General features: G+C 64.4%; 24 protein-coding genes. 12 read left to right on the plus strand and 12 right to left on the minus strand.

Features of this window, described 5'->3' with window-relative positions:
* Positions 1–9: 9 nt before the first annotated feature.
* Positions 10–816, minus strand: coding sequence for a TraX family protein (locus KG088_RS03445; protein ID WP_213824102.1), 807 nt, complete (start codon positions 814–816; stop codon positions 10–12).
* Positions 817–975: 159 nt separating this feature from the next.
* Here KG088_RS03445 and KG088_RS03450 point away from each other — a divergent pair, with 159 nt between their 5' ends.
* The 8 genes from KG088_RS03450 to KG088_RS03485 all read left to right on the plus strand — a co-directional run bounded on the left by KG088_RS03450 (position 976) and on the right by KG088_RS03485 (position 9,934).
* Entirely contained in the window at positions 976–1,935 is a 960-nt protein-coding gene (locus tag KG088_RS03450; protein ID WP_213824103.1) for a LysR family transcriptional regulator, read from the plus strand.
* A 181-nt stretch (positions 1,936–2,116) separates the two neighbouring features.
* Complete coding sequence (locus tag KG088_RS03455) at positions 2,117–2,629, plus strand: TRAP transporter small permease subunit (RefSeq protein ID WP_213824104.1); 513 nt, start codon at positions 2,117–2,119, stop codon at positions 2,627–2,629.
* Complete coding sequence (locus KG088_RS03460) at positions 2,626–3,948, plus strand: TRAP transporter large permease (RefSeq protein ID WP_213824105.1); 1,323 nt, start codon at positions 2,626–2,628, stop codon at positions 3,946–3,948. The genes KG088_RS03455 and KG088_RS03460 overlap by 4 nt, the downstream gene beginning before the upstream one ends.
* Positions 3,949–4,058: 110 nt before the next feature.
* Positions 4,059–5,120, plus strand: coding sequence for a TRAP transporter substrate-binding protein (locus KG088_RS03465; protein WP_213824106.1), 1,062 nt, complete (start codon positions 4,059–4,061; stop codon positions 5,118–5,120).
* 103 nt (positions 5,121–5,223) lie between these two features.
* Entirely contained in the window at positions 5,224–6,603 is a 1,380-nt protein-coding gene (locus KG088_RS03470; protein ID WP_213824107.1) for a glutamine synthetase family protein, read from the plus strand.
* A gap of 10 nt (positions 6,604–6,613) precedes the next feature.
* Positions 6,614–7,999 (plus strand): aldehyde dehydrogenase family protein, encoded by a 1,386-nt coding sequence (locus tag KG088_RS03475; protein WP_213824108.1) that lies wholly within the window; start codon positions 6,614–6,616, stop codon positions 7,997–7,999.
* A gap of 13 nt (positions 8,000–8,012) precedes the next feature.
* Positions 8,013–9,194 (plus strand): iron-containing alcohol dehydrogenase, encoded by a 1,182-nt coding sequence (locus tag KG088_RS03480; protein ID WP_213824109.1) that lies wholly within the window; start codon positions 8,013–8,015, stop codon positions 9,192–9,194.
* Between the two features lie 2 nt (positions 9,195–9,196).
* Entirely contained in the window at positions 9,197–9,934 is a 738-nt protein-coding gene (locus tag KG088_RS03485) for a glutamine amidotransferase-related protein (RefSeq protein WP_213824110.1), read from the plus strand.
* Positions 9,935–10,024: 90 nt separating this feature from the next.
* On the opposite strand, the gene KG088_RS03490 is transcribed toward KG088_RS03485, so the two are convergent.
* The 5 genes from KG088_RS03490 to KG088_RS03510 form a co-directional block, all read right to left on the minus strand.
* Positions 10,025–10,747 carry a transporter substrate-binding domain-containing protein gene (locus KG088_RS03490; protein ID WP_406565585.1) on the minus strand — a complete coding sequence of 241 codons (723 nt, stop codon included), beginning with the start codon at positions 10,745–10,747 and terminating at the stop codon, positions 10,025–10,027.
* A 186-nt stretch (positions 10,748–10,933) separates the two neighbouring features.
* Positions 10,934–11,665: an ABC transporter permease gene (locus KG088_RS03495; RefSeq protein WP_213824112.1), complete on the minus strand. Its 732-nt coding sequence runs from the start codon at positions 11,663–11,665 to the stop codon at positions 10,934–10,936.
* Positions 11,665–12,369 carry an ABC transporter permease gene (locus KG088_RS03500; protein ID WP_213824113.1) on the minus strand — a complete coding sequence of 235 codons (705 nt, stop codon included), beginning with the start codon at positions 12,367–12,369 and terminating at the stop codon, positions 11,665–11,667. The genes KG088_RS03495 and KG088_RS03500 overlap by 1 nt, the downstream gene beginning before the upstream one ends.
* Before the next feature lie 19 nt (positions 12,370–12,388).
* Positions 12,389–13,159 (minus strand): ABC transporter ATP-binding protein, encoded by a 771-nt coding sequence (locus KG088_RS03505; protein ID WP_213824114.1) that lies wholly within the window; start codon positions 13,157–13,159, stop codon positions 12,389–12,391.
* Positions 13,160–13,312: 153 nt separating this feature from the next.
* Positions 13,313–14,365, minus strand: coding sequence for a succinylglutamate desuccinylase (locus KG088_RS03510; RefSeq protein ID WP_213824115.1), 1,053 nt, complete (start codon positions 14,363–14,365; stop codon positions 13,313–13,315).
* Positions 14,366–14,578: 213 nt separating this feature from the next.
* Between KG088_RS03510 and wrbA the strand changes: the two genes are divergently transcribed.
* Entirely contained in the window at positions 14,579–15,175 is a 597-nt protein-coding gene (gene wrbA / locus KG088_RS03515; protein WP_213824116.1) for an NAD(P)H:quinone oxidoreductase, read from the plus strand.
* 172 nt (positions 15,176–15,347) lie between these two features.
* Here the strand turns inward: wrbA and KG088_RS03520 are convergent, their stop codons facing one another.
* Both KG088_RS03520 and KG088_RS03525 read right to left on the minus strand, forming a co-directional pair.
* Positions 15,348–16,376, minus strand: a complete 1,029-nt coding sequence (locus KG088_RS03520; RefSeq protein ID WP_213824117.1) for an SMP-30/gluconolactonase/LRE family protein — start codon at positions 16,374–16,376, stop codon at positions 15,348–15,350.
* A 172-nt stretch (positions 16,377–16,548) separates the two neighbouring features.
* A complete protein-coding gene (locus KG088_RS03525; protein ID WP_213824118.1) occupies positions 16,549–17,622 on the minus strand; it encodes a tartrate dehydrogenase in 1,074 nt (357 codons plus the stop codon).
* Between the two features lie 120 nt (positions 17,623–17,742).
* Here KG088_RS03525 and KG088_RS03530 point away from each other — a divergent pair, with 120 nt between their 5' ends.
* On the plus strand, positions 17,743–18,723 hold the full coding sequence (locus KG088_RS03530) for a LysR family transcriptional regulator (RefSeq protein WP_213824119.1): 981 nt from the start codon (positions 17,743–17,745) through the stop codon (positions 18,721–18,723).
* On the plus strand, positions 18,720–20,042 hold the full coding sequence (locus KG088_RS03535; protein WP_213824120.1) for a glycosyltransferase: 1,323 nt from the start codon (positions 18,720–18,722) through the stop codon (positions 20,040–20,042). Before KG088_RS03530 ends, KG088_RS03535 begins: the two co-directional genes overlap by 4 nt.
* Before the next feature lie 90 nt (positions 20,043–20,132).
* Here the strand turns inward: KG088_RS03535 and KG088_RS03540 are convergent, their stop codons facing one another.
* Positions 20,133–21,041, minus strand: a complete 909-nt coding sequence (locus tag KG088_RS03540; RefSeq protein WP_213824406.1) for an ABC transporter substrate-binding protein — start codon at positions 21,039–21,041, stop codon at positions 20,133–20,135.
* A gap of 89 nt (positions 21,042–21,130) precedes the next feature.
* A complete protein-coding gene (locus KG088_RS03545) occupies positions 21,131–22,324 on the minus strand; it encodes a TauD/TfdA family dioxygenase (RefSeq protein WP_250148050.1) in 1,194 nt (397 codons plus the stop codon).
* A gap of 115 nt (positions 22,325–22,439) precedes the next feature.
* On the opposite strand from KG088_RS03545, the gene KG088_RS03550 reads away from it, so the two are divergent.
* A complete protein-coding gene (locus KG088_RS03550; RefSeq protein ID WP_213824121.1) occupies positions 22,440–23,318 on the plus strand; it encodes a LysR substrate-binding domain-containing protein in 879 nt (292 codons plus the stop codon).
* On the opposite strand, the gene KG088_RS03555 is transcribed toward KG088_RS03550, so the two are convergent.
* Both KG088_RS03555 and KG088_RS03560 read right to left on the minus strand, forming a co-directional pair.
* Complete coding sequence (locus KG088_RS03555) at positions 23,249–24,076, minus strand: TVP38/TMEM64 family protein (RefSeq protein WP_213824122.1); 828 nt, start codon at positions 24,074–24,076, stop codon at positions 23,249–23,251. The genes KG088_RS03550 and KG088_RS03555 overlap by 70 nt on opposite strands.
* Positions 24,073–24,888, minus strand: coding sequence for a M90 family metallopeptidase (locus KG088_RS03560; RefSeq protein ID WP_213824123.1), 816 nt, complete (start codon positions 24,886–24,888; stop codon positions 24,073–24,075). The genes KG088_RS03555 and KG088_RS03560 overlap by 4 nt, the downstream gene beginning before the upstream one ends.
* Positions 24,889–24,892: the final 4 nt, after the last annotated feature.

Here is a 24,892-nt window from a genome sequence, read left to right on the forward strand (position 1 = left end):
TGTGTGCTTTCAGCCCAGCTGGCTGACTAGCCACAGCCACAGCGCGATACCCATGAAGTGGGCAGGGTACCAGGCGAGCCACAGGCGGCGTGGCATCGCGGTGGGTACGGCAGGCATGGCCTTGTGGGCGCCGGCGGCCAGCAACAGCATGACCAGACAGGTTGCCACGGTGAACGACTTGGCCATGTCGGAGCTGTTCATCAAGCCGGCGACGACCAGCACAGGAAGCGCCATCGCAGCAGCCTGCAGCCGCTCAGACAATGCGTCGCCCACCTGATGCAGACCCTGCATGGCCAGCATGTACAACGGGATCAGCAGCAGCCCATAGTGCCCGTATTCGACCCAGAGCCCGGCCAGCCACCAGAGACCCAGCGCCGCCATGGCCTCGGCCGCCAGGCGCAGCTGGCCAAGTGAGCCGGCAGTGAGTCGCGCCGGCAGGGCTTGCAGCCAGCTCCCCCCCGTCAGCCCCAGCGATAAGGTGAAGCAGATGTTGAGAATGAGCGCATCGGAGGCACGCGGCATCAGCATATAGGGCAGTTGCGCGACCAGGCCGATGACCAGGATTCGACGTGCGTAGCCTAGCGGGTTGCGAGTATTGAAGAGCCCGTGCCAGGCGACCATGGCGGCGAACAGCGGAAAGGCGATACGGCCGATCGAAGCGCCGGCCCAGCCCAGCTCCCAACTGGCCGGCAGCAGGTAGCGAGTGAGGTGGTCCGTGGTCATGGTGAACAGGGCAAGCCATTGCCCCCAGCCGGTCCAGGCAGAGGAGGGGCGTGCACGGTCGGCCCTGGCACGGGCGGGTGCCGCGTCGGTCATCGGAACCTCACTGAGATGTTGACGGAAGGGGTCGACCGGAGGACGTGAGACTAAGTTCCCTGTCGCGCCTGGCCGACGCAGATAAACTCGAGGGATCGCCACATTCGGCTGCGAACGGCATGTTCCCAGCAGGAGAATAACAACAGACGGGAAGACACAATGCGAAATGGTTTCGGATTCGACCTGCGCAGCATGGAAATCTTCGTCGAAACCCTCGAGCAGGGCAGCCAGAGCGCTGCCGCCCGGCGGCTCGGGCTCAAGCAGTCGTCGGTATCGCAGAGCCTGGCGAATCTCGAGCATGCGTTGGGTGTCGCTCTCTTCAAGCGCCATAGCCGACCGCTGGAGCCCACCAGCGCCGGACGCCTGTTCCACGACCGGGCCAGGCGGATGCTCGATGAGGCCCGGGCCACACGCCGCGAGCTGCTCTCGGGAGAGGGCGGCCACTTGCATCAGGTGCGCATGGCGCTGGTCGACTCGCTGGCCACCGCCGTCGGCCAGCCGCTGATCGAGGTCATTCGCCGTCACACCCGCGACTACACCCTGACCACCGGTCTCTCGCACATGCATGGCCATGCGCTGCTCACCCGGCACGTGGATATCATCATTTCCGATGATCGCCTGGAGAACTACGATGGCCTGGAACGCCATGCCGTGCTGGGCGAGCCTTTCGTGCTGGTGGTGCCGGAGGGCTTCGCCGGACCGCTGGATAACCTGCGCTGGCTGGCCCGACAGCTCGATTTTGTGCGCTATACCCCGCAGTCGCTGATCGGCCAGGCGATCGAACGGCACCTGCGGCTCAGCCAGTTGGAACTGCCGGCGCGCCTGCACCTGGACAATACATTCGCACTGTTGCGGCTGGTCAGCGCCGGAGTAGGCTGGACCATCACCACGCCGCTGTGCCTCTACCAGGCCGGCTTGCCCGGGCTGCGTGTCAAGATTTCGCCGTTGCCCACCGAACCGTTGGCCCGTCAGCTGACCCTGGTCGCGCGCCGCGATGAGCTCGGCGGCCTGCCGGCAAGACTGGCCGCCGACAGTCGTCGCCTGCTGGAGCGACGCTTCTTCGCCGAGATCACCCGCGAACTGCCCTGGTTGGCCGATACCCTGCGTCTTGGCGGCTGACACCGGCAAGTTCTGCCCTCCCACGGCGCAAGCCGCCCGATGCCTGCCTCGTCGGCGGGCACTATCAATTTTATCGATAGTTAAAGCGTCACCTTTACCGATGCTTCTTGCGGTCTTGCCGATGGACCGCCAAGACTTCAGATAGCTTGAATAACGTCGGCCAACGGACAAGCACAACACCATGCCGAGAGTCATCGTCTGCTACGTGCGCTGGGTGGACGCCTTCAACCGCAAGGTGGGGCGCCTGGTCATGCTGTTGATCTTCGTGATGATGGGCGTGCTGCTTTACGGCTCGATCTCGCGCAGCCTGTTCAATAGCCCGCTGGTCTGGGGTATCGAAGTCTCCCAGTTCCTCATGGCGGCCTATTACCTGCTGGGCGGCGCCTATTCCCTGCAGATGGATTCCCACGTGCGTATGGATCTCTTCTATACGCGCTGGTCCGACCGCACCCGGGCGCTGATCGACGTGTTGACCATGCTGCTGCTGTTCGTGTTTCTGGGCGCGCTGTTGTTCGGTGGGATCTCCAGTACCGGCTACGCGCTGCGCTACGACGAGACTAGCTACTCCACCTGGGGCCCGCCGCTGGCGCCGATCAAGATCATCATGACCACCGGCATCTTGTTGATGCTGCTGCAGTGTCTCTCGACCTTCTTCAAGGACATCGCCCGGATCCGCGGGGTGGTCATCGAATGACCTACCAGACGATTGCCCTGCTGATGTTCTCGACCATGATGCTGTTGCTGCTTACCGGCCAGCGGGTGTTCGGGGTCATCGGCTTCGTCGGGGCCGCGTCGTCTCTGCTGCTGTGGGGCACGGGCGGCGTGGAGATGCCTTTCACCGCGGCCATCCAGCTGATGAACTGGTACCCGCTGCTGACCCTGCCGCTGTTCATCTACATGGGTTACATGCTCTCGGAGTCGGGCATCGCCGGCGAGCTCTACGAGATGTTCCATGTCTGGATGGGCTCGCTGAAGGGGGGCCTGGCAGTGGGCACCATCGGCCTGATGGTGGTGGTGTCGGCGATGAACGGCCTGAGCGTGGCCGGCATGGCGATCGGCGCCACCATCGCCCTGCCGGAGCTGCTGCGCCGCGGTTACGACAAGATCATGGTCACCGGGGTGATCCAGGCCGGTAGTTCGCTGGGCATCCTGGTGCCGCCCAGCGTGGTGCTGGTGCTCTACGGCATGATCGCCCGCCAGCCGGTCAGCCAGCTGTGGCTGGCGGGGGCCATTCCCGGGCTGATCCTGGCCGGGCTGTTCGTGCTCTATATCGTCATCCGCTGCCATTTCCAGCCGCACCTGGGGCCGACGCTGCCGCCCGAGGAGCGCAACATGTCGATGGCCGAGAAGCTCAAGCTGCTGCGCGCCGGCCTGCTGCCGCTGTTGATCTTCTTCTTCATGACCGGGCTTTTCCTGATGGGCGTGACCAGCCTGGTGGAGAGTTCGGCGGTGGGGGCGCTGTCGGCGACCCTGGCGGCGCTGGCCAAGGGCCGGCTGAACCTGACGGTGATCGAGAGCACGCTGCGCCAGACGCTGGGCATCAGCTGCATGTTCATGTGGATCATTCTCGCCGCGCTGTGTTTCGGCGCGGTCTTCGATGGCCTGGGCGCGGTGCGGGCCATCGAGGACGTCTTCCTAGATCGTATCGGCATGACGCCCTGGCAGATACTCGTGATGATGCAGCTCTCCTATATCCTGCTGGGCATGTTTCTCGATGATACCGCCATGCTGGTCATCGTGGCGCCGCTCTACGTGCCGCTGGTGATCAGCCTGGGGTTCGACCCGATCTGGTACGGAGTGCTCTACACCATTACCGTGCAGATCGCCTACATGACGCCACCCTTCGGCTACAACCTCTTCCTGATGCGCGCCATGGCGCCGCCGGAGATCTCGCTGGGCGATATCTACCGCAGCGTCTGGCCGTTCGTGGGCATCATGCTGGTGGGGCTGGCGCTGATCACCGCCTTCCCGCAACTCGCGCTCTGGCTGCCGGAGCTCTACCGAGGGTATTGACCACGACACGCATACGAATCCATCGGGACGCCTAGCGTCTTCACGGAGGTGGCAGGACGAGAGACGACCTGCCTGGCTGCACAACAACCACAACCGCAGGAGTCGAGATCATGACCAACCGCAATCGTCGCGATTTTCTCAAGAAGGCCGGGGTGGCCACCGCCGCCACGGTCGGGGCCGCCAGCGTCGGTGCGCCCTACGTTCATGCCCAGTCGAGCCCCATCCGCTGGCGCCTGCAGACCTACGCCGGCCCGGCGCTGGCCGAGCATGTCATCAAGCCCTCCATTGATGCCTTCAACAAGGCGGCCAACGGCGAGATGGAGATCGAGCTCTACTACGCCGACCAGCTGGTGCCGACCGGCGAGCTGTTTCGTGCCATGCAGCGTGGCACCATCGACGCCGTACAGAGCGATGACGATTCCATCAACGCGCCGGTGGACGTCTCGGTGTTCGGTGGCTATTTTCCCTTCGCTTCGCGCTACAGCCTCGACGTGCCAACGCTCTTCCATCACTACGGGCTCAAGGAGATCTGGGAGGAGGCCTACGGCGAGGTCGAGGGCGTGACCTGGCTGGGCTCGGGCTCCTGGGATCCCTGCAACTTCGTTACCCGTGACCCGATCCGCAGCATCAAGGACCTGGAGGGCAAGCGGGTCTTCACCTTCCCGACAGCGGGGCGTTTCCTCAGTCGCTTTGGGGTAGTGCCGGTGACCCTGCCCTGGGAGGATATCGAGGTCGCCATGCAGACCCGCGAGCTCGACGGCATCGCTTGGGCCGGCATCACCGAGGCCTATACCGTGGGCTGGGCCGATGTCAGCAATTACTACCTGACCAACAATATCTCGGGTGCCTGGGCCGGCTCGTATTTCGCCAATACCGAGCGCTGGGAGGAACTGCCCGAGCATCTCAAGACGTTGTTCCGATTGAGCATGGACAATTCCCACTACTATCGCCAGCACTGGTACTGGTGGGGCGAGGCTCACTACCGCACTACCGGCGGCAAGCTGGAACTCACCTCGATCCCCGAGGAGGAGTGGCAGACCATCGAGGACGAGGCACTCAAGTTCTGGGACGAGATCGCCCAGGAAAGCGAGCGCAGTGCCCGGGTGGTCCAGATCCTCAAGGACTATCGCCAGACCATGCAGGACGCCGGGCCTCCCTATCGCTACTCCTGAGCCGGTTGACGGGGCGGCGCGGCGACGACCGCCCGCCCCCAGTTGCCGCCGCCATGGCGGCGGTGTCGTGAACCTGGCCGGATAAGCCGGATAGGGAGGTGCCATGAGCCGACTGCAGGCAAGAAAGGTCCAGAGCCACGAGGACGCGCGACGCATCGTCGAGGAGCGCGGGCTTAGCCACGTCAAGGTGGGGATGGTCGATATCGACGGCGTGATGCTCGGCAAGTACATGCATCGCGACAAGTTTTTACACGCACTCGAGGAGGGCTTCGCCTTCTGCAACGTGGTGCTGGGCTGGGACAGCAAGGACGAACTCTACGACAACGTCAGTTACACCGGATGGCACACCGGCTACCCCGATGCCATGCTGCGCATCCTGCCGGAAAGCTGTCGTGACGTGCCGGCCGAGGGCGACATGCTGCTGTTTCTCGCCGAATTCACCGGACCCGCCGAGGCGATCTGCCCGCGCGGCTTGCTGCGTCGCGTGCTCGAGCGAGCCGGTCGGTTGGGGTTCGCCGCCCGCGGCGCCCTGGAGTATGAGTTCTTCGTCTTTCAGGAGACGCCCGAATCGGTCCGCGAAAAGGGATTTCGCAACCTCAAGCCGCTGACGCCGGACATGATGGGCTATTCGATGCTCAGAAGCTCGGTGCATGGAGAGCTCTATCACGACCTGCTGGCGCTCGCCGAGGCGATGGATTTCCCCATCGAGGGGCTGCACACCGAGACCGGCCCCGGAGTGCTCGAGGCGGCCATCGGCGTGGACGAGGCCCTGGCCGCTGCCGACAAGGGCTTGCTGTTCAAGTCCTTCACCAAGGTATGGGCGCAACGCCGTGGCCTAATGGCCACCTTCATGGCCAAGTGGTCGCCAGACTATCCCGGCCAGAGCGGGCATATCCACCTGTCGCTGAACCATACCGACAGCGGCGAGTCGGCCTTCTTCGATGCCGACAAGCCCCACGGGATGAGTGATCTGCAGCGCCACTTCGTGGCCGGCCAGCAACAGCTGATGCCGGAGCTGCTGGCGATGTTCGCGCCCACCATCAACAGCTACACCCGTCTGATTCCGGGCTTCTGGGCGCCCACCGATGCCACCTGGGGCGTCGAGAATCGCACCACGGCCTTGCGGGTGATCCCGGGAAGCGCCAAGTCGCAGCGCGTCGAGTATCGTCTGGGCAGCGCCGACGCCAATCCCTACCTGGCCATGGCGGCGGCCATCGCCTCGGGGCTCTACGGGATCGAACACCGGCTGGAGCCGGACGCACCGATCGAAGGCAATGCCTACACGATCGAACACCCCGCGCATCAGGCGCTACCGCGCACACTCTGGGATGCCGCACAGCGACTCAAGTCTTCGGCGCCGGCGCGGGATTTATTCGGGGACGCCTTCGTCGAGCACTTCGCGGCGACCCGCGAGTGGGAGGAGCGCCAGTTTCGGCGCCATATTACCGACTGGGAGTTGGATCGGTATTTCGAGATCATCTGAGGAAGCGACCATGGCCATACAGCAGACGATTTCCCCGGTCGACGGGTCGGTCTACGTGGAGCGGGAGCAGGCCGACGCGGCGGCCATCGAGGCGGCGCTGACGCGGGCGGTGACGGCGCAGCAAGCCTGGCGCGAGACAGCAATATCCGAGCGCGCAAGCGTCTGCCTGCGCATGGTCGAGGCGATCGTGGCGCGCCGCGATGTGCTGGCCGAGGAGCTGACCTGGCAGATGGGGCGACCCATCGCGGCGGCGGCTGGCGAGATCGGTGGCTTCGAGGGGCGCGCGCGCACCATGGTCGCCCTGGCCGAGAAGGCGCTTTCCCCGATACGCCTGGCCGACAAGCCCGGTTTCACCCGCTACATCACCCGCGAGCCGCTGGGCGTGTCGCTGATCGTCGCGCCCTGGAACTTCCCCTTCATGACCGCGGTGAATACGCTGGTCCCGTCGATCATGGCCGGCAATACGGTGATTCTGAAACACTCGGCGCAGACACCGCTGTGCGCCGAGCGCCTGCAGGAAGCCTTCGACGAGTCGGGTCTGCCCGAGGGCGTCTTCCAGTACCTGCATCTCTCTCATGACGATACCGAGGCCTTGATCCGTGACCCGCGAATCCACCACGTCTCCTTCACCGGTTCGGTGGCTGGCGGCGAGCGGGTCGAGCGTAATGCCGCCGGTCGCTTCATTACCACCGGGTTGGAACTCGGCGGCAAGGACCCCGCCTATATTCGTGCCGATGTCGATCTCGACGAGGCCGTGGCCGGCGTGATGGACGGAGCCTTCTTCAATTCCGGCCAGAGCTGCTGCGGGATCGAGCGGATCTACGTTCAACAGGATATCTTCGACGCCTTCGTCGCCCGCGCGGCGGCCTGGGTGAAGCAGCTCAGGCTCGGCAACCCCACCGATCCCGCGACCACCCTCGGGCCCCTCGTCAAGCCGGCAGCGGCGGACTTCGTGCGCGGCCAGATAGAAGACGCGGTGGCGGCCGGCGCCAAGGCCTGGATCGATCCCGGCGACTATCCGCTCTCCACGCCGGGCAGCGCCTATCTCGCGCCCCAACTGCTGACGGGGGTCGATCACTCGATGCGCGTGATGACCGAGGAGAGCTTCGGCCCGGTGGTCGGCATCATGCCGGTGGCCGACGACGACGAGGCCGTGGCGCTGATGAACGACAGCGCCTTCGGACTGACGGCGGCGGTGTTCACGCGCGACAGGGTGGCGGGCGAGTCCATTGCGCGCCGGCTCGAGGCTGGGACGGTCTTCACCAATCGCTGCGATTATCTCGACCCCGAACTGGCCTGGACCGGCGTCAAGCAGTCGGGGCGTGGTTGTTCGCTGTCGCGGCTCGGCTACGAGACCCTGACGCGGCCCAAGTCCTTCCATCTCAAGCATGCCTGACGACGGAGGCCCCATGAGCTTCGATCCCGACCGCTATCGCATGGGCTGGAACTATCCGGCCCCCATTTTCACCGGCCCCGGGCGTATCCGCGAGCTTCCCGGGCTGTGCCGTGAGCTGGGCATGACCGCGCCGCTGCTGGTCACCGACCCCGGGCTTGCGGGCCTGCCGATGGTGAGCGACATCGTCGAGCAGGCAAGCAGCGAAGGGCTCGCCATTGCCGTGTTCAGCAATATCAAGGGCAATCCCACCGGCAAGAACGTGCTGGATGGCGTGGCGGCATTCAATCGCGGCGGCCATGACGGCGTGATCGCCTTCGGCGGTGGCTCGGGGCTGGATGCCGCCAAGGCGGTGGCGCTGATGGCCGGACAGCGCGAGGGGCTGTCGCTGTGGGCGCTCGAGGACGTGGGCGACAACTGGCGACAGGCCGATGCCGAGGCACTCGTGCCCTGTGTGGCGGTGCCGACAACCGCCGGGACCGGCTCCGAGGTGGGACGCGCCTCGGTGATCACCGACGAGGCCGCCCGCGTCAAGCGGATCATCTTCCACCCCGGCATGCTGCCGCGCCGGGTGATACTCGATCCCGAACTCACGGTTGGCCTGCCGCCGACGATCACCGCGGCCACCGGCATGGACGCGCTCTCCCACTGCCTGGAGGCCTGGTGCTCGCCGCGCTACCATCCCATGGCCGAGGGCATCGCCGTGGAGGGCATTCGCCGCGTCCGCGACTTTCTGCCCCGCGCCTTCGCGGACGGCCAGGATCTTGAAGCCCGCATGAATATGCTGGTGGCCTCTAGCATGGGCGCCACCGCCTTCCAGCGTGGCCTGGGGGCGATGCATGCGCTGGCGCACCCGTTGGGCGCGCTATTCGATGCCCACCATGGCACCCTCAATGCCATCCTGATGCCCTATGTACTACGGGCCAACGAGCGCGCCATCGGCGAACCCATGGTGCGTCTGGGTCGCTATCTCGACCTGCGCCAGCCCGGCACGGCCACCGTGATCGACTGGGTGCTGGCGCTGCGCGAGCGGCTGGGCATACCGCATACGCTGGCCGAGCTTGGCATCGACACCGTCCAGGCCGACAGGATCGGCCACATGGCGGTGGCCGATCCTTCATCGGGGACCAACCCCACTGCCTTCAATGACCACCAGTACCGCGACATCTTCGTGGCGGCAGTGAAAGGGCGGATCTGACCATGCGTATCGGCCTTCTGCAGTGCGACGATGTGGCGCCGGAACTGCGCGAGGCCCACGGCAACTATCCCGGGATGTTTGCGGCGCTCTTCCATCGTGTCGACCCCACGCTCGCGTTTCGGGTCTGGCGCTGCCTGAACGGCGAGATTCCCGACGATGTCGAGGCGGTGGACGCCTGGCTGACCACCGGCTCGAAGTTCGGGGTCAACGATGACCTGCCCTGGATCGCCGAGCTGGAGGCCTTCGTGCGCGTGCTGTGGGAGGCGGGCAAGCCGCTGGTGGGCATCTGCTTCGGGCATCAGCTGATGGCTCGAGCGCTGGGCGGAGAAGTGGTCAAGAGCGACCGGGGCTGGGGCGTGGGGCTGTCGTTCAATCGCGTCACCGAGCGCGCCGACTGGATGATGCCCTGGCAGCCGGGGCTCGACCTGTTGGTCAGCCATCAGGACCAGGTGGAGCGGTTGCCACCGCAGGCGCAGGTGCTGGCCGGCAGTGAGTTCTGCCCCAGTTACCTGATGCAGCTCGGCGAGCATTTCCTCGGCGTTCAGGGCCATCCCGAGTTTACCAAGGCCTATTCGAGCGATCTCATGGCGCTGCGCGCGGACCTGGTCGGGGAGCATCGGGTGCGCCAGGGCGAGGCATCGCTGTCGGCGCCGGTCGACGACGCCCTGATGGTGCGCTGGATACTGGAATTCATGCGCCGGGCCGTGACGCGACGAAACGCCCACCTGGCTCGGCCATGAACGCGACCGGGGCCCTGAAGGCCCCGGTCGGGTCGGTCGTTATCGCGCCTCACGGGGCAAGGCTGTCGGTTCATTCAAGCGACGCGCGTCTCATTCGTCGAAGTAGCGGCTGTGGATCTCGTCGTAGGTGCCGTCTTCCTGCAGGGTGGCCAGCGCCTCGTTGAAGGCATCGGCGAGTTCCTGGTCACGCTGACGGAAGGCGATACCGAAGCCCTCGCCGAAGTATTCCTTCGGTTCGGTGATCATCTCGCCCACGACCTTGTAGTCGCCGGCCTCGCTGTCGATCAGCGTGGATTTGCCGATGGGGAAGTCGAGGAAGACGGCGTCGAGTCGGCCGGAGTCCATGTCCAGCACCATGTCGTCGGCAGTGGCGTAACGATTGACGTCCGCCACGTCGCCGTACATGTCGGTCACGTAGTTGTCCTGCAGGGTGCCGCGCTGCACGCCGATGGTCATGCCTTCCAGCGTCTCCTCGGAGGGCGTGCCGATCTCGACGTCGGCGGGGGCGAACCACGCGGAGGGCGGCGTGATGTAGGGGTCGGAAAACAGCACCTGCTCGCGACGCTGCTCGTTGATGGTCATGGAGGACATGATGGCGTCGTACTTGCGCGCCATCAGCCCGGGAATGATGCCATCCCAGCCCTGCACGACCCATTCGCACTGGATGCCGATCTCGGCACATAGGGCGTTGCCTAGATCGATATCGAAACCGGTCAGTTCCCCTTCGGGGGTGCGGTATTCCATCGGCTCGTAGGGCACGTCGACGGCGATGCGGATGTCGCGGACCTCGGCGTTGACCGTGCCGACGATCATGGCGGCGCCGAGCACGCCGAGACTCAGTGTGGTGCGTAATCTCATGGGGTTTCCTGTGCTTGTTGGTGGTATCGCCTTGTGAGCGATGACCCGTCCACCATAGTGGATCGTCGGGAAAGGCGGAAGGGCGGCATGCGCGCTTTCAAACACTAGTACCCAACGTGTGTTTTATGCTTGGTCGTAGCCTCAGCCGCTGGCCGGCTTGAGATGCGCGAGCAGGCGTTTCTCCAGATAGCGGAACAGATACAGGATGGCGAAGGTAAGACACAGGTAGATGGCCGCCACGAACAGGAAGGCCTCGAAAGGCGCGTAGTAGCGGGCGTAGACGAAGCGGGCCGCGCCGGTCAGGTCCATGATCGTCACGACACTGGCGATGGCGCTGGCGTGGAGCATGAAGATCACCTCATTGCCGTAGGCCGGCAATGCCCGGCGAAAGGCACTGGGAATGATGATACGGCGCATCATCAGCCACTGCGACATGCCGTAGGCGCGGGCCGCCTCGATCTCGCCTCTGGCCGTGGCCTTGATGGCGCCATGGAAGATCTCGGTGGTATAGGCCGCGGTATTCAGGGTGAAGGCGATCAGCGCCGGGACGAAGGGTTTCTCCAGTATCACCCACAGCCAGGTGTCCTGGATGCCCTCGACGAAGACCACGCCGTAATAGATCAGGTAGAGCTGTACCAGCAGCGGCGTGCCGCGAAACACATAGCAGTAAAGAAAGATCGGCAACCTCACCCAGCGCCGCTTCGCGCCGCGCCCGATGGCCAGCGGCACTGCCAACACCAGACCGATGACCAGTGACAGGAACACCAGTTGCACGGTGGTGGCCAGGCCTTCGCCGTAGTACCCGAGGGTCTGCAGGGTGAAGATGCTGTTGTCGGCAAGCTGGTTGTCCAGCCAGGTGGTCAGCGCTTCCATCAGTCCGCCTCCGTGAAGCCGACGTTATAGCGCTTCTGCAACCGCGCGAAGCCCCATTCCGAGACGCTGGCGATCAGCAGGTAAATTGCCGCGACAATGATCATGAAGGTGAAGGGTTCACGGGTGGCCTTGGAGGCTTCGGTGGCGATGCGCACCATGTCGGAGAGCCCGATCACCGAGACCAACGCGGTGGTCTTGAGTAGGACCATCCAGTTGTTGGAAAGTCCGGGGATGGCGTGGCGCATCATCTGCGGGAAGCGGATGCGCCGGAATACCAGCCAGTGGTTCATGCCGTAGGCGCGCCCGGCCTCGATCTGCCCGCTATCCACGGCCAGGAACGCGCCGCGGAAGGTTTCGCCCATGTAGGCGCCGAAGATCAGGCCGATGGTGATCACCCCGGCGGCGAACTCGTTGACGTTGATGAAGATATCGATAGCGAACTGGGTATATAGCCAATCGGTGATCTGATTGATGCCGATCTGACCGCCGAAGAACATCAGCATCATCAGCACGAGATCGGGGACGCCGCGGATGGTGGTGGTATAGAGCGTGCCGATGCGATGGGCCAACCAATTGCGCGACATCTTGGCGCTGGCGGTCACCAGGCCCAGCAAGATGGCAAGCACCAGCGACAGCAAGGCCAGCTCGACGGTCACCAGGGCCCCTTCCAGAAGACGCGGGCCGTAGCCGTGCAGATCGATCATGAGCGTATCCTCCCGGGGATCAATGCTTGGGCGCCAGGAACTGCTTGAGTCGCTCCGAGCGCGGATTGTCCAGCACCTGATCGGGCGGGCCGGCTTCCTCGACATGCCCTTGATGCAGATAGATCACCTGGGTGGAGACGTCGCGGGCGAAGGCCATCTCGTGGGTGACCACGATCATGGTGCGGCCTTCCTCGGCCAGGTCGCGCATGACCTTGAGCACGTCGCCGACCAGTTCCGGGTCCAGCGCCGAGGTCGGCTCGTCGAACAGCATCACCTCGGGGTCCATTGCCAGCGCCCGGGCGATGGCACCGCGCTGCTGCTGGCCGCCCGACATCTGCGCGGGATAGTAGTCGGCGTGCGCGGCGAGGCCTACCCGCTCGAGCAGCGCCCGGGCATGCTCGATGGCCGCCTTCTTGGGCTTGCCCAGCACATGGACCGGCGCCTCGATGACGTTTTCCAGCAGCGTCATGTGCGCCCAGAGATTGAAGCTCTGGAAGACCATCGACAGCTTCGCGCGAATGCGCACCACCTGCTTCCAGTCGGCGGGCTCGCGGCCATGGCGGGTCTGCTTGAAGATGATCGGCTCGCCGTGAACGATCAGCTCACCCTCGTTGGGCTGCTCGAGCAGGTTCATGCAGCGCAGAAAGGTGCTCTTGCCGGAGCCGGAGGCGCCGATCAGGGTGATCACGTCGCCCTTGCGGGCCTCGAGCGACAGGCCCTTGAGCACTTCGGTGTCGCCGAAGCGCTTGGTGATGTTGCGCACTTCCAGCGGGATCGGGGATTCGGCCATGCAACGGGCTCCGGATGAGATAAGGTTGCCATGGGCGCCTCGCTCTGACAGACGCGACGCGAATAGGAAGGGATTCTACCAGCCCGCCCGGCTCTCGGCAGGGACGCTCTGACCGGGTGTGTTTCGCTATCGGTCGCGGCTCGAGGCGGCCGGTCAGCTGTCTGGCAGTGGCGCGGGACTCACCAGTAACGCGGCCCGCGCGCCCAGCTCGACATTGGCATTGGGGAACACAACCCGCAACGGCCGCTGGCCGACGGTAAAGCCATCGTCCGCGCTGCCCTCGGCAAGCGGCGTACCGGGGGCGAATTCGGTGAAATTGGGCGTATCGTCGTCAAAGCAGAGCCGGAACGCCTCGCTCTGGCGTAGCAATTCATGCTCGACGCGAAAGAATACCATGCCGGCCAGGTCGTCCGAGGGCGGCTCTTGTCCCGCGATCAACGCATCCAACAGGCGCTTCATCGGTGCCAGCGGTGGCAGGTCGTTGGCGCCGAAGGGCAAGGCGCGACCCAGTTCCAGGGTAAAGGTCTGGGCGCCGTGATAGTGCTTCGAGTAGTGGGAGAAGGTCCAGCTGTGCCGATGCTGGTGCAGCACGGCCTGAATGTCGGCCGCCGCCAACCAGCGCCACTGTTGCGGTTGCGTTGGCGTCTCGCCGTAGGGTTCGACCACGAAGCGCGGATAACGGCTGTCGCGGATCGCCGTATGCAGGTCGTAATGCAGCCTCTCGCGGCCCGGATGGCGGGCGAAGAAGGCATCGACCTCGACCATCAGCTCGCGGGCCCGGTCCGGTTCCCTGCCGACCTCGTCGAGATCACGCCGGAACAGCCGGTTGAGATTGGTGCTGACATAGCGTGTCCCGTGGCGTATCGCCTCAAGGTTACCCAGTATCACTAGCACCGGGGCACCCAAACGCGACAGCCCCGACTCGAGTCGCGCCAGGCAGTCGCCGAGCAGTTCGATGGGCGCGGTCTCGTTGCCGTGGATGCCGACCGAGAGCACGACCGCTCGGGCCTGCGGACCCGCGGCATCTGGTACCAACTCGAGCACGCCGGGCGCGGCCAGTCGATAGCGGCCGCCAGGTAGTGAGTCCTTCGGTGCCCCCGGCTCCTGCGCATCGAAGTCGATAACCGTCCGAATGCCTTCGGGAATGTCGATGCAACCGTCGAACAATAATGCCGTCAGGCCGGTGAGGGGGAAAGGGTTGGGCATCCGTTGACTCCTGAAAAGGCAAAGCGGAACCATGATGCCTTCCCCGGGTGTTTCACGAAACGCATACGTGGTCGCTTCATTCGGAATGGACACAACAATGCATCGATTTCATCGATCGGCAAGGACGAAATCCTTCGCTTTTCTGCACGCACGGGTCGCCTACACTGGTGGAGTTATCCCATTCATACGATGATTATCCTCAAGGAGACAGTCATGACGAAGGTCCTCGTGCTTTATCATTCCATGTACGGTCACATCGACACCCTGGCCAAGGCAGTGGCCGAAGGTGCACGAAAGGTCGATGGCGTCGAGGTCACCCTCAAGCGGGTGCCCGAAACCATGAGCGACGAGGCCTTCGCCAAGGCCGGCGGCCAGCAGTTCGATACGCTCGAGGCCAGCCCGCAGGAACTCGCCGATTATGATGGGGTGATCTTCGGAACACCCACGCGGTTCGGCAACATGTCGGGTCAGATGCGCACCTTCTTCGATCAGACCGGTGGTCTCTGGGCCAATGGTTCATTGCTCGGCAAGGTGGCCAGCGTCTTCACTTCCACCGGCACGGGTAGTGGCAACGAGACCACTATCACTTCCTTCTGGAATACCCTGGCGCACCACGGCATGGTGATCGTGCCGATCGGCTACGGCGCGAAGGAGCTGTTCGATATCTCCGAGGTCAGTGGCGGTTCGGCTTATGGCGCCTCGACCCTGGCCGGTGGCGACGGCTCGCGTCAGCCGGATGATCGTGAGCTGACCATCTGCCGCTTCCAGGGCGAACACGTGGCACGTATTGCCGCGAAGCTGGCCGGCTGAAGTCCCTCTCTCGATCTTCTGCCATGATCCAGGCCTCGCCACGCTGTCCTGCAAAGGAGAGCATGGCGGGCCTCGTGGCATGGGCGCTCCTCAGTTCCGGCGCGGGACCCCGAGCTAGGTTAGCCTAGCGCCAGGTAGCTCAGCGTAGGCGGAACCACCCAGGCGATCAGGGCTACGCTCCGCGAGCCGCCGTGTAGATCGTGTAGACGGATTGGCTGGCGGTCATGAACAGGCGGTTGCGATCCTTGCCGGCGAAACAGACATTGGAGCAGACCTCGGGCAGCAGGACGCGACCCAGCAGGTCGCCCTCCGGCGAGAAGACCATCACGCCATCGATGCCCTCGCCACCGTTGGCGCTCGACCAGATATTGCCGTCCATGTCACAGGCCATGCCGTCGAAGATCGTTTCCTCGTTGGTGACAATCACTTGCCGGTCGCTGACGCTACGACCGTCATCGCCAAGCGTCCAGCGAATGATCCGGGCTGGCTCGTCGAAATGGGTCGGCGCGCTGTCGCTGGCATAGAAGCCGCGACCATCCGGCGTCAGCACGATACCGTTGGGCTTGTGGATGTCCTCGGTCAGCTTGATCGGCTCGTCGAGGTTGTCTTCGACGTAATAGATCGCCGTCTCGAGCTCCAGCTCGCGCTTCTTGCCCTCGAAGTCGAAGTGAGCGCCATAGCCGGGGTCGGTGAAGATCACCCCGCCAGAGGGCAGGGCAATCACATCGTTGGGCGCGTTCAGCGGCTTGTCCTGATAGCGCTCGGCGAGCACCGTGGTGCTGCCGTCCCATTCGTAGCGCAAGACGCGCGCCGGGTAGTGCTCGCACGATATCAGTCGACCCTGGTGGTCGAACGTATTGCCGTTGGAGTACCCGACATTGTGTCTCATCACGCTGACCTGGCCGGTCGCCTCATCCCAGCGCATCTGCCGGGCACTCGGAATATCGCTGAATACGACATAGCGGCCCACGGCGTTCCATGCCGGCCCCTCGGTCCAGAGTCCCCCGCTCCAGTGGCGCTCCAACGGGCTATTGAAAATCATGTAATCACTGAAGCGTGGGTCTTCGACCTTCCAGGCATCGATGGGGTATCGCTCAGGAACGGGGCCTGGTGAGCGCTGGTAAGCGAGGAGCTGAGGCGACGTGCCGACAGCGGCCAGGGCGGCCGTTGCCGAAAGGAACTGACGGCGTCCAAGTTTCATGAGTTTGTCCTGATTGTTGTCTGATGGCGTTGTGATCAGCGAAGCGAACCCGAAGGTGCCTTCAGAACAAACGTAGAACTTAACCCTTGAAAAGTCATATATAGCGATTGGCAGATTACCCCGGGCCTAAGCCGGGGTGTCGGCCTGCCCGTTGCGGGCAGGCCGTCAACTTTCAGCCAGCGATGCACTCGGCGATGGCCTTGCCCAGGCTCTCGGTGGTGCCCTTGCCGCCGGCATCGGCGGTGAGCACTGTCGGGTCGGCCTCGGCGAGTACCGCCTCGAAGGCGTCGACAATCGCCTGACCAGCCTCCTTGTAACCAAGATGTTCGAGCATCATGGCGCCGGACCAGATCTGGCCGATGGGGTTGGCGATGCCCTTGCCGGCGATATCCGGCGCGCTGCCATGCACCGGCTCGAAGAGGCTGGGGAACTTACCCTCGGGGTTGATGTTGGCCGAGGGCGCCACGCCGATGGTGCCGGTACAGGCCGGACCCAGATCGGAGAGGATATCGCCGAACAGGTTGCTGGCCACGACCACATCGAACCAATCGGGGTGCATGACGAAATTGGCGGTCAGGATGTCGATATGGAACTGGTCGACGCTGACGTCCGGGTAGTTGCCGGACATGGCCTTCACACGCTCATCCCACCAGGGCATGGTAATGGCGATGCCGTTGGACTTGGTGGCCGAGGTCAGCTTCTTTCGAGGGCGGGTCTGGGCCAGATCGAAAGCGTATTTCAGCACACGGTCGACGCCGGTTCGGGTCATCACGGTTTCCTGGATGACCACTTCGCGATCGGTGCCCTCGAACATCTTGCCGCCGACGCTGGAGTATTCGCCTTCGGTGTTCTCGCGTACCACGTAGAAGTCGATGTCACCGGGCTTGCGATTCGCCAGCGGGCTCTTGATCCCCGGCAGCAGCTTACAGGGCCGCAGGTTGACGTACTGGTCGAACTGGCGGCGGAACTGCAGCAGCGAGCCCCACAACGAGATATGGTCGGGCACCTTCTCCGGCCAGCCCACGGCGCCGTAGAAGATGGCATCGAAGTCCTTGAGCTGGTCGAACCAGTCGTCGGGCAGCATCTTGCCGTGCTCGAGGTAATAGTCGCAGCAGGCGAAGTCGAAGTGCTCCAGTTGTAGGTCAATATTGAATTGCTTGGCAGCGGCTTCCAGCGCGCGTAGCCCCTCGGGCATCACTTCGGTACCGATACCGTCACCGGGAATCACGGCGATCTTGTGGGTCATGGGGTGCTCCTTGTTTCGTTGCTTGAGTGTCTGGCGTTAACGCTCCCAGTCTAGCTCTTCTTCGGCGATGGATAATGGGTCTATAATTCAATTTATTGTTGACTGGAAGTGGAGAGTTGTGTGGCCTATCTCGACGACCTGGGCTTTTTCCAGCGCCTGGCCCATGCCGGTAGCCTGACCGCCACCGCACGCGAATTGGGCCTGTCGCTGTCGGCGGTGAGCAAGCGCCTCAAGCAACTCGAGGCGCGCCTGGGCGTGGAGCTTGCCAGCCGTACGACGCGCCGCCTGACGCTCACCGCCGAAGGCGAGCGCTACCTGACGCGTGGTTCCACCATTCTCGAGGAACTCAATGAACTGGAAGAGACACTGGGCGACCATCAGGCGGAGCTCTCTGGGCCGCTGCGGGTGAATGCCAGCTTCGGCTTCGGACGGCGGCATGTGGCGCCGTTGCTTTCGGCGTTCTGCGAACGCCATCCGAGGATCGAGGCGGTGCTCGAACTCAGCAACTTTCCGCTTAGCCTGGGCGATCAGGCGTTCGACATCGGCATTCGCGTGGGAGAGCCACCGGATTCGCGCTTGATCGCCCGGCGCATCCTCGCCAACCGTCGTGTACTATGCGCCGCCCCGCGCTACCTGGCGACCATGCGGCCACTCGAGTCGCCCATGGCGCTCTCTCACCAGGCGTGTTTGCTGCTTCGCGAAAACGACAGCGATTTCGCGGTCTGGCGTTTCCACCGTCGTGATGCGCTTCAGCAGGAGCAGGCGGTGAAGGTCTCGGGCCCGCTTGCCAGCAACGATGGCGAGGTGATCATGCGACTGGCCCTGGATGGCCACGGTATCGCCTTGCGTTCATGGTGGGACGTACACCAGCATCTCGCCCGCGGCGACCTGGTCGAGTTGCTGCCGGCGTGGCAGGGCGTGCGGGCCGATTTCCATGCCGTCTATCAGCAGCGTCGCTATGTGCCGTCTCGCCTCCGGGCCTTTGTGGCCTATCTTGAACAGGAGATGGTCAACCGTGTACCGCCCCTGCAAAATGGCGCGGCTTCCGGTTCGGGAGAGCCACTGACAAGGAGTGTTGCCATGAAGGATGAACCACTGTGAATGTGCTGATGTTCACCAACACCTACTTGCCCATTGTCGGTGGGGTCAGCGAGTCGGTGCAGCGGTTGAAGCAGCGCTTACAGGAGATGGGCCATCGGGTGCTGCTCGTCGCGCCGCGTCTGGAAGGCCAGCCACGCGAGGAAACCGACGTGGTGCGAGTGGCAGCGGTTCAGCATTTCAATGGCAGCGACTTCTCGCTACCGGTACCCATCCCCGGTCAACTTTATGACGATATCGAGGCCTTCGAGCCGGATATCGTGCATTCACACCATCCCTTCCTGCTGGGCGATACGGCCGCCCGCGCGGCGGAAACCTATGGATTGCCGCTGGTGTTCACCCATCACACCCTTTACGAGCACTATACCCACTACGTGCCCGGCGACTCCCCGCGCATGCAGCGATTCGCGATCGCCCTGGCGACCCAGTACACCTGGCTGTGCGACGAAGTGATCGCCCCCAGCGAGAGCATTCGCGACCTGCTGCTCGAACGCAACGCCAATCCCGCGCTCAGCGTGGTGCCCAGCGGCGTAAACACCGCGCGTTTTGCCGAGGGTAAGGGTCAACGGTGGCGTGAGTCGCTGGGCATTCCCGCCGGAGCCTACGTGATCGGCCACCTCGGCCGGCTGGCCCAGGAGAAGAACCTGACGTTTCTCGCCGAGGCGGTATGCCGAGCCCTGGTCAGCTTGCCCGAAGCTCATTTCCTGGTGGTTGGGGAGGGTGAGGCGCGACGGTTAATGCGGGACATCGCCCAGACCCACGGCGTAGCCGCGCGTTTTCATTTCACCGGACGTCTGCAGGGGCAGGCGCTGATCGACGCCTACCACGCCATGGACGTCTTCGCTTTCGCCTCGCATAGCGAGACCCAGGGCATGGTCATTGCTGAGGCCATGGCGGCGGGGCTACCAGTGGTCGCGGTGTCGGCTCCGGGGGTAAGGGAGGTGGTGCGCGATGGCGATAATGGCCGCTTGTTGGTCTCGGATGATGTCGTGGAGATGGCCGAGGCGTTGATCGCGCTTGCCGAAAAGGCACAGCGCGATCCCTTGAGTCGGGAGGCGTTGGTCACCGCGGCGCAGTTCGATGAAGCCCGCAGCGCCGAGCGATGTGTCGAGATCTATCAGGGGGCGATCGCGCGAGGGGGACCGTTTACTCATGCCGACGACGGCGGCTGGGACCGTGTTCGGGGTCGCCTGGGTGCCGAGTGGCAGATGCTTTGCTATCGCGGACGGCTGTTGCGCCACTTGGTGCATGAAGAGTGGGAGCAGGAGCGTCCCTCGTGGTGGCCCGGTCATCGCGACGAAGCCGAGTTACCCCCGAAATGACGCCGCCATGACGCGACTGGCCTGGCATTCCCATTGAGGGGAATGCCGGGACGGCGCTTGCTTATCGTTCGATCCGTCGTATGGTGAAACTCAGCGGTTCAGGCTGGCCTCGACGATCGGCCAGGCGGCCTCGCCGTCGCGGTGAGTGACGCCATCGAGCATCGCTTCGACGCGTTCGGTGTTCTCGTTAATCCAGTCTCGTGCCACCTCTTCGGCATCGCGTTCTTCCTGACCGAATTCACGGATCATCCAGCTCTGCTCTTCGGCACTGAAGCTGAACTGCTCGAAGAAGGTCACCAGATTGGGGTTGGCCTCGGCATAGTCGCCGCGCATCAGGGTCAGCACCTCGCTTTCCCCATTGTTCTCGCCGAACAGGTCCTTGGGATCGTCGAGGTAGCGCATCGGCAGGGCGAGGTTCATCCAGTGCGGTGTCCAGCCGACCCAGACGATCGGCTCCTCGCGGGAAATGGCGTCCTGCGCCGCACTGAGCATGCCCACGGTGCTGGTGTCCACCAGGCGCCAGTCGCCCAGGCCCCAGGCGTCTTCGTCGATGGCGGCGTTGAGAATCTCGCTGGCCGCCGAGCCGGCGCCGAAGCCGTGGATATCGCCATCGAACATCTCGCGGTTTTCGTCGAGGTCGGCGAAGCTCTGGATGCCCTGGTCGTAGAGGTACTCGGGCACCGCCAGCGTCATCTGGGCACCGTCGACGTTGTTGCCCACGTTGACGATGGCGCCGCTTTCTTCACGCGGGGTGAACATCTCGCGCTGCGCGGGCATCCAGCCGCCGAGAAAGACGTCGATATCGCCGCTTTCCATGCCTTGATAGACCACCTGAAGACCAAGCTCTTGGCTGCTGGTGTCGTACCCCAGGGACTCAAGCAGCTGCTCGGCGATCTGGGTCTTGACCGTGATGCCGGGCCAGGAGGGGACACCGAAGTCCAGGGTGGCGTCATCGGCCTGGGTGGTGCCGGCAAGCCCCAGGGCGAGAGGCATCGCCATTGAGGTGCGGGTCAGTAAGGGGCGGTCGTGGAATACGCTCATGATGAGTCCTTATTCTGTGATGGTCATCTGATGGTGTTGCAAACGGCTCAGTCCTCTCGCGCCAGCACCCGCAGCCGCGATTCGAGCATGTCGCGGTCGAGATAGGTGCCCTGCAGATGGCGGGCGCCGGTGTTGGGGTCGAAGGCGCCGCGGCCATGCAGCACGCGACGGTTATCGAAGGCGATCATCTGCCCCGGCGCCAGGTCGAACTCGAGCTGGTGACGCGGCTCGTGGAGCAGCTGCCAGAAGCGATAATACGCGCGGTACCAGGCTTCGATCGTCTGCACCGGCAGGCGCAGGGTGTCGCGAATCCAGTTGTTGAAGCGAATCTCCACCACCTTGCCGTCGTCACCGCATTCGATGATGGGCGCCCGCACGCCGATGTCCTGGGTCTCGTCCTGGAAGCGGAAGTCGATCGACGTCTCGCTGAGCAGGCGGAAGGCCTCGGGGTTCTCGCGGCGCAGCACCTCGGCGACCTGAAAGCCATCGGCAAACAGCGACCCACCGCCCTCGGCGCCATTCTCCAGGCAGTAGAGCAGCTGGATGTCGGGCGGCTGGCGCCAGTTGGGGAGGTCGGTATGCAGTGCCAGGCCGATGGCGGTATAGGCGGCATTATTGGGGTTGGGCTTGGAGCGCACGTCGAAGCGCGCGCCGAAGTTGGTCGAGCGCAGTGGTCCGATGCGCTTGGCCAGGCGGCTCACTTCCTCGTCGGCGAGCGGCCCGTTGTCGAGCAGTACCAGGCCATCGCGCAACAGCGCGGTCAGCCAGGTACGCTCGCCATCGGCACCGGCGACGAAGTCGCCGTGGGCGACACGCTGGGGAAAGAAGCCGTCGCGCCAGGGGTGGCGCTCGGGAAGCACGTTGCGGCCGGGTTCGCCGGGGCGGCGCTGGTGCAGCCAGCCACCGTCGAAACGGCTTGCGTGGCCATCGGCCCAGTTCACTACCAGGTGGCCGTCCGTGATCTGCACGTCGGGGGCGATGGCGATCCCCTCGATGGGAAAGACCAGCCGCTCGAAGGTCTGGCCATGGCGGCAGGTCGAGCAGGGGCAGTGGTCGCGCAGCCAGATCGGCGGAAATTCGGCCTGTTGGCCGTCCTGCCATTCGAGCTCGACCCGATGACCGACTATTCTGGCCTCGCGCAGTCGCGGCGCTGCCTCGTAGGGGGACAGTTCACGCATGTCCACCGGCGGTGCCGGGGCAATATCCGCGGGGGTGAGATCGGAAACGGTGGCTTGGATCATGCGTAACTCCTGATGGGCAATCGGTAATGCATCATCAGGATGGCGATTGGCCAGGCGAGTGACAAACGATTAATCTGACCCCTATGCCCTAGCTCAGCTTATCACAGGCTTTTTCATGTCATCGTTACCCCCTTTGCTATGGCTCCAGGCTTTCGAGGCCTCGGCGCGCACCCTGAGCTTTACCGCAGCGGGGCGCGAGCTCGGCGTGACGCAGGCGGCGATCAGTCAGCGTATTCGCCTGCTCGAAGACCGGCTGGGACAGAAACTCTTCGTGCGCCACCCGCGCAGCCTCTCGTTGACGCCGGCCGGGCAGGCCTGGCTGCCGAGCATCCTCGACGGGTTCGCGCGAATCGGGGAGGGCACGCAAGAGGTCTTCGGCAACGCGACGGAGCGTACGGTGACGCTGCGCGCCACCCCGGTGATGCAGCAGAACTGGCTGGCGCCGCGCCTGATGGCGTTTCATCGCGCGCACCCGGCCCTCGCCGTGCGACTGGTCAGCGCGATATGGGCGGATGACTTCGGTCCCGAAGGCGCCGATATCGAGCTCCGCTACGGACTGGGCAACTGGTCCGGCGTCGAAGGAATCTGCCTGGGTGACGAAAGCCTGCTGCCGGTGTGCAGCCCGTCTGTGGCCTCGGCGCTGCGTGAGCCGGCGGATCTTGCCGGCCATACCCTCCTGCACGCGGCGGGCTTTGCCGTGGGCTGGCCTACCTGGCTGGAACTGGCGGGCGTGGCGGGCCTGGATGAGCGCGGCCCGGCGCTGACCTGCGACAATCAGGTGATGACGCTGGCGCTCGCCAGCCAGGGCGGTGGTATCGCGCTGACGCATCGACGCCTCTTCGAGAACCGCGCTGATCTGGTGGCGCCGTTCGCCCTGAGTGTGCCCAGCGCGGAGCGCTTCTGGCTGGTGCGCCCCGCCCGACGTCAGTCGCGGGAGGAGTCGTCACTGCTTTGGGATTGGCTCATCGAGGGGTTGTCGGACGACGTTCGATGACTCGATACCGTAGCAGCCTGATGAGCCGCGTCAGACGAGCGCCCCGAGCGGGCTCGCAGGCGAGAAGCTTGGCGCTGCGTGGAAGAGGTTCGAGTTCGCGAGGAGAGGTGCCTGAGGCCGACCAGCAGGGCGATGCCCAGCGCCAGGCCACCCAGCGACCACAGCAGCTCCTGGCGGTTCTCCGCGGTGATCAGTTCCCCCAGCTGACTGCCGAGCAGTGTCACGGCGCCGAGGCCGGGCAAAATGCCCAGCAGCGAGCCGAGCATATAGTCGCGAAAGCGCAGATGAAAGGCGCCGGCCATCATGTTGGTGAGGGTGAAGGGGGCCAGCGGCAGGAGATTGATCAGCGTCATAGTGCGGATGCCGCGCTTGGCCAGGTAACGCGACATACCCTCGAGGTGGTGACCGCCATACGCCATCAGGGTCTCTCGCCCCAGGCGTCTTCCCACCCAATAGGAAACCACCGAGGAGGCTAGCGTCCCCAGGGTGGCGTAGACGAAGCCCCAGGTTGGCCCGAAGATCAGCCCGGTGGCCGCGACCATCAGGCTCAGCGGAAACATCACCAGCAGGGCGGTGGCATAGATTCCCATGACCACCACGAAGGCCAGCGGGGAGTCGCGCCAGGCCAAGGTACCCGCGGCCAGGCGTTTGAGGTTGGCTACCGTCAGCAAGTCCTGCATGGCAAGCCACTGCCAGAGTCCGCCCATTATCACCAGCGCGCCCAGCATCAGCGCGGGAATTACCCAGGGACGTCTCATGAGACATCACCGGAGGATGACCCAAATCGCGTCAGCGGGTCCTGTCGGAAGTAGCGCGAGAGCAGGGCGTAAAGGTCGGGGTAGGCCTCATGGAGGTTGTCCGGCGCGGTGAAGAACACCTCGCAGCAGACCGCGAAGCACTCACCCGGGTGCGTGGCGGCGTAGTCGTCGATCGGGGTCTGCTCGCCGCGGGCGAGTCGTGCCTGAAGGTCCTCCCAGACGCCCGTGAACACCCGATGCCATTCTTTCGGGTTGATTCCGCGCGGTAGCGGCGGAAAGCCGTCGATATCCAGCGAGTTGCCCATGTCGAGCTTGTGCGCGAGTTCATGGATCACTACGTTGAAACCGTCATGGCTGCCGCTGTCCATCAGGTCGGGGAAGGCGACGACCACTGGCCCTTGGTGGGATGTCTCGCCGGCCCGCTCGTCGACGTATTCATGCATCACGCCGGCCTCGTCCATTTCCTCGACCTGGCGGGTGAAGGCGTCGGGCAGGATCAGGATCTCGCGCAGTCCGCTGAATGCCTCCTCGTGTTCGGCGTCATTCCAGCCCAGCGTCAGCAGGCAGGCCTGGGCCGCCAGGCCTAGCCGAGCGGGCGGGTCAAAGGGCGTGGTCGCGACGAGCTCGGGGTGCAGGCTCAGCCGCTTCGTGTGCAGGAACTGCCAGGCACGCTGGCCCAGCCGCGCGGCGTCGTCATTACTCAAGGCAGCCAGTAGCGGCAGGCGTGCACGCGATTCGGCCCAGGCATGCTCCGGAAATGGATGGCGAGCGGCGAAGCGCGCCGCACGCCAGTATCGCAGGCGCTCGAGCATTAGC

It is taken from the genome of Halomonas jincaotanensis, from assembly GCF_018448785.1.
GTDB classification, from domain to species: domain Bacteria; phylum Pseudomonadota; class Gammaproteobacteria; order Pseudomonadales; family Halomonadaceae; genus Halomonas; species Halomonas jincaotanensis.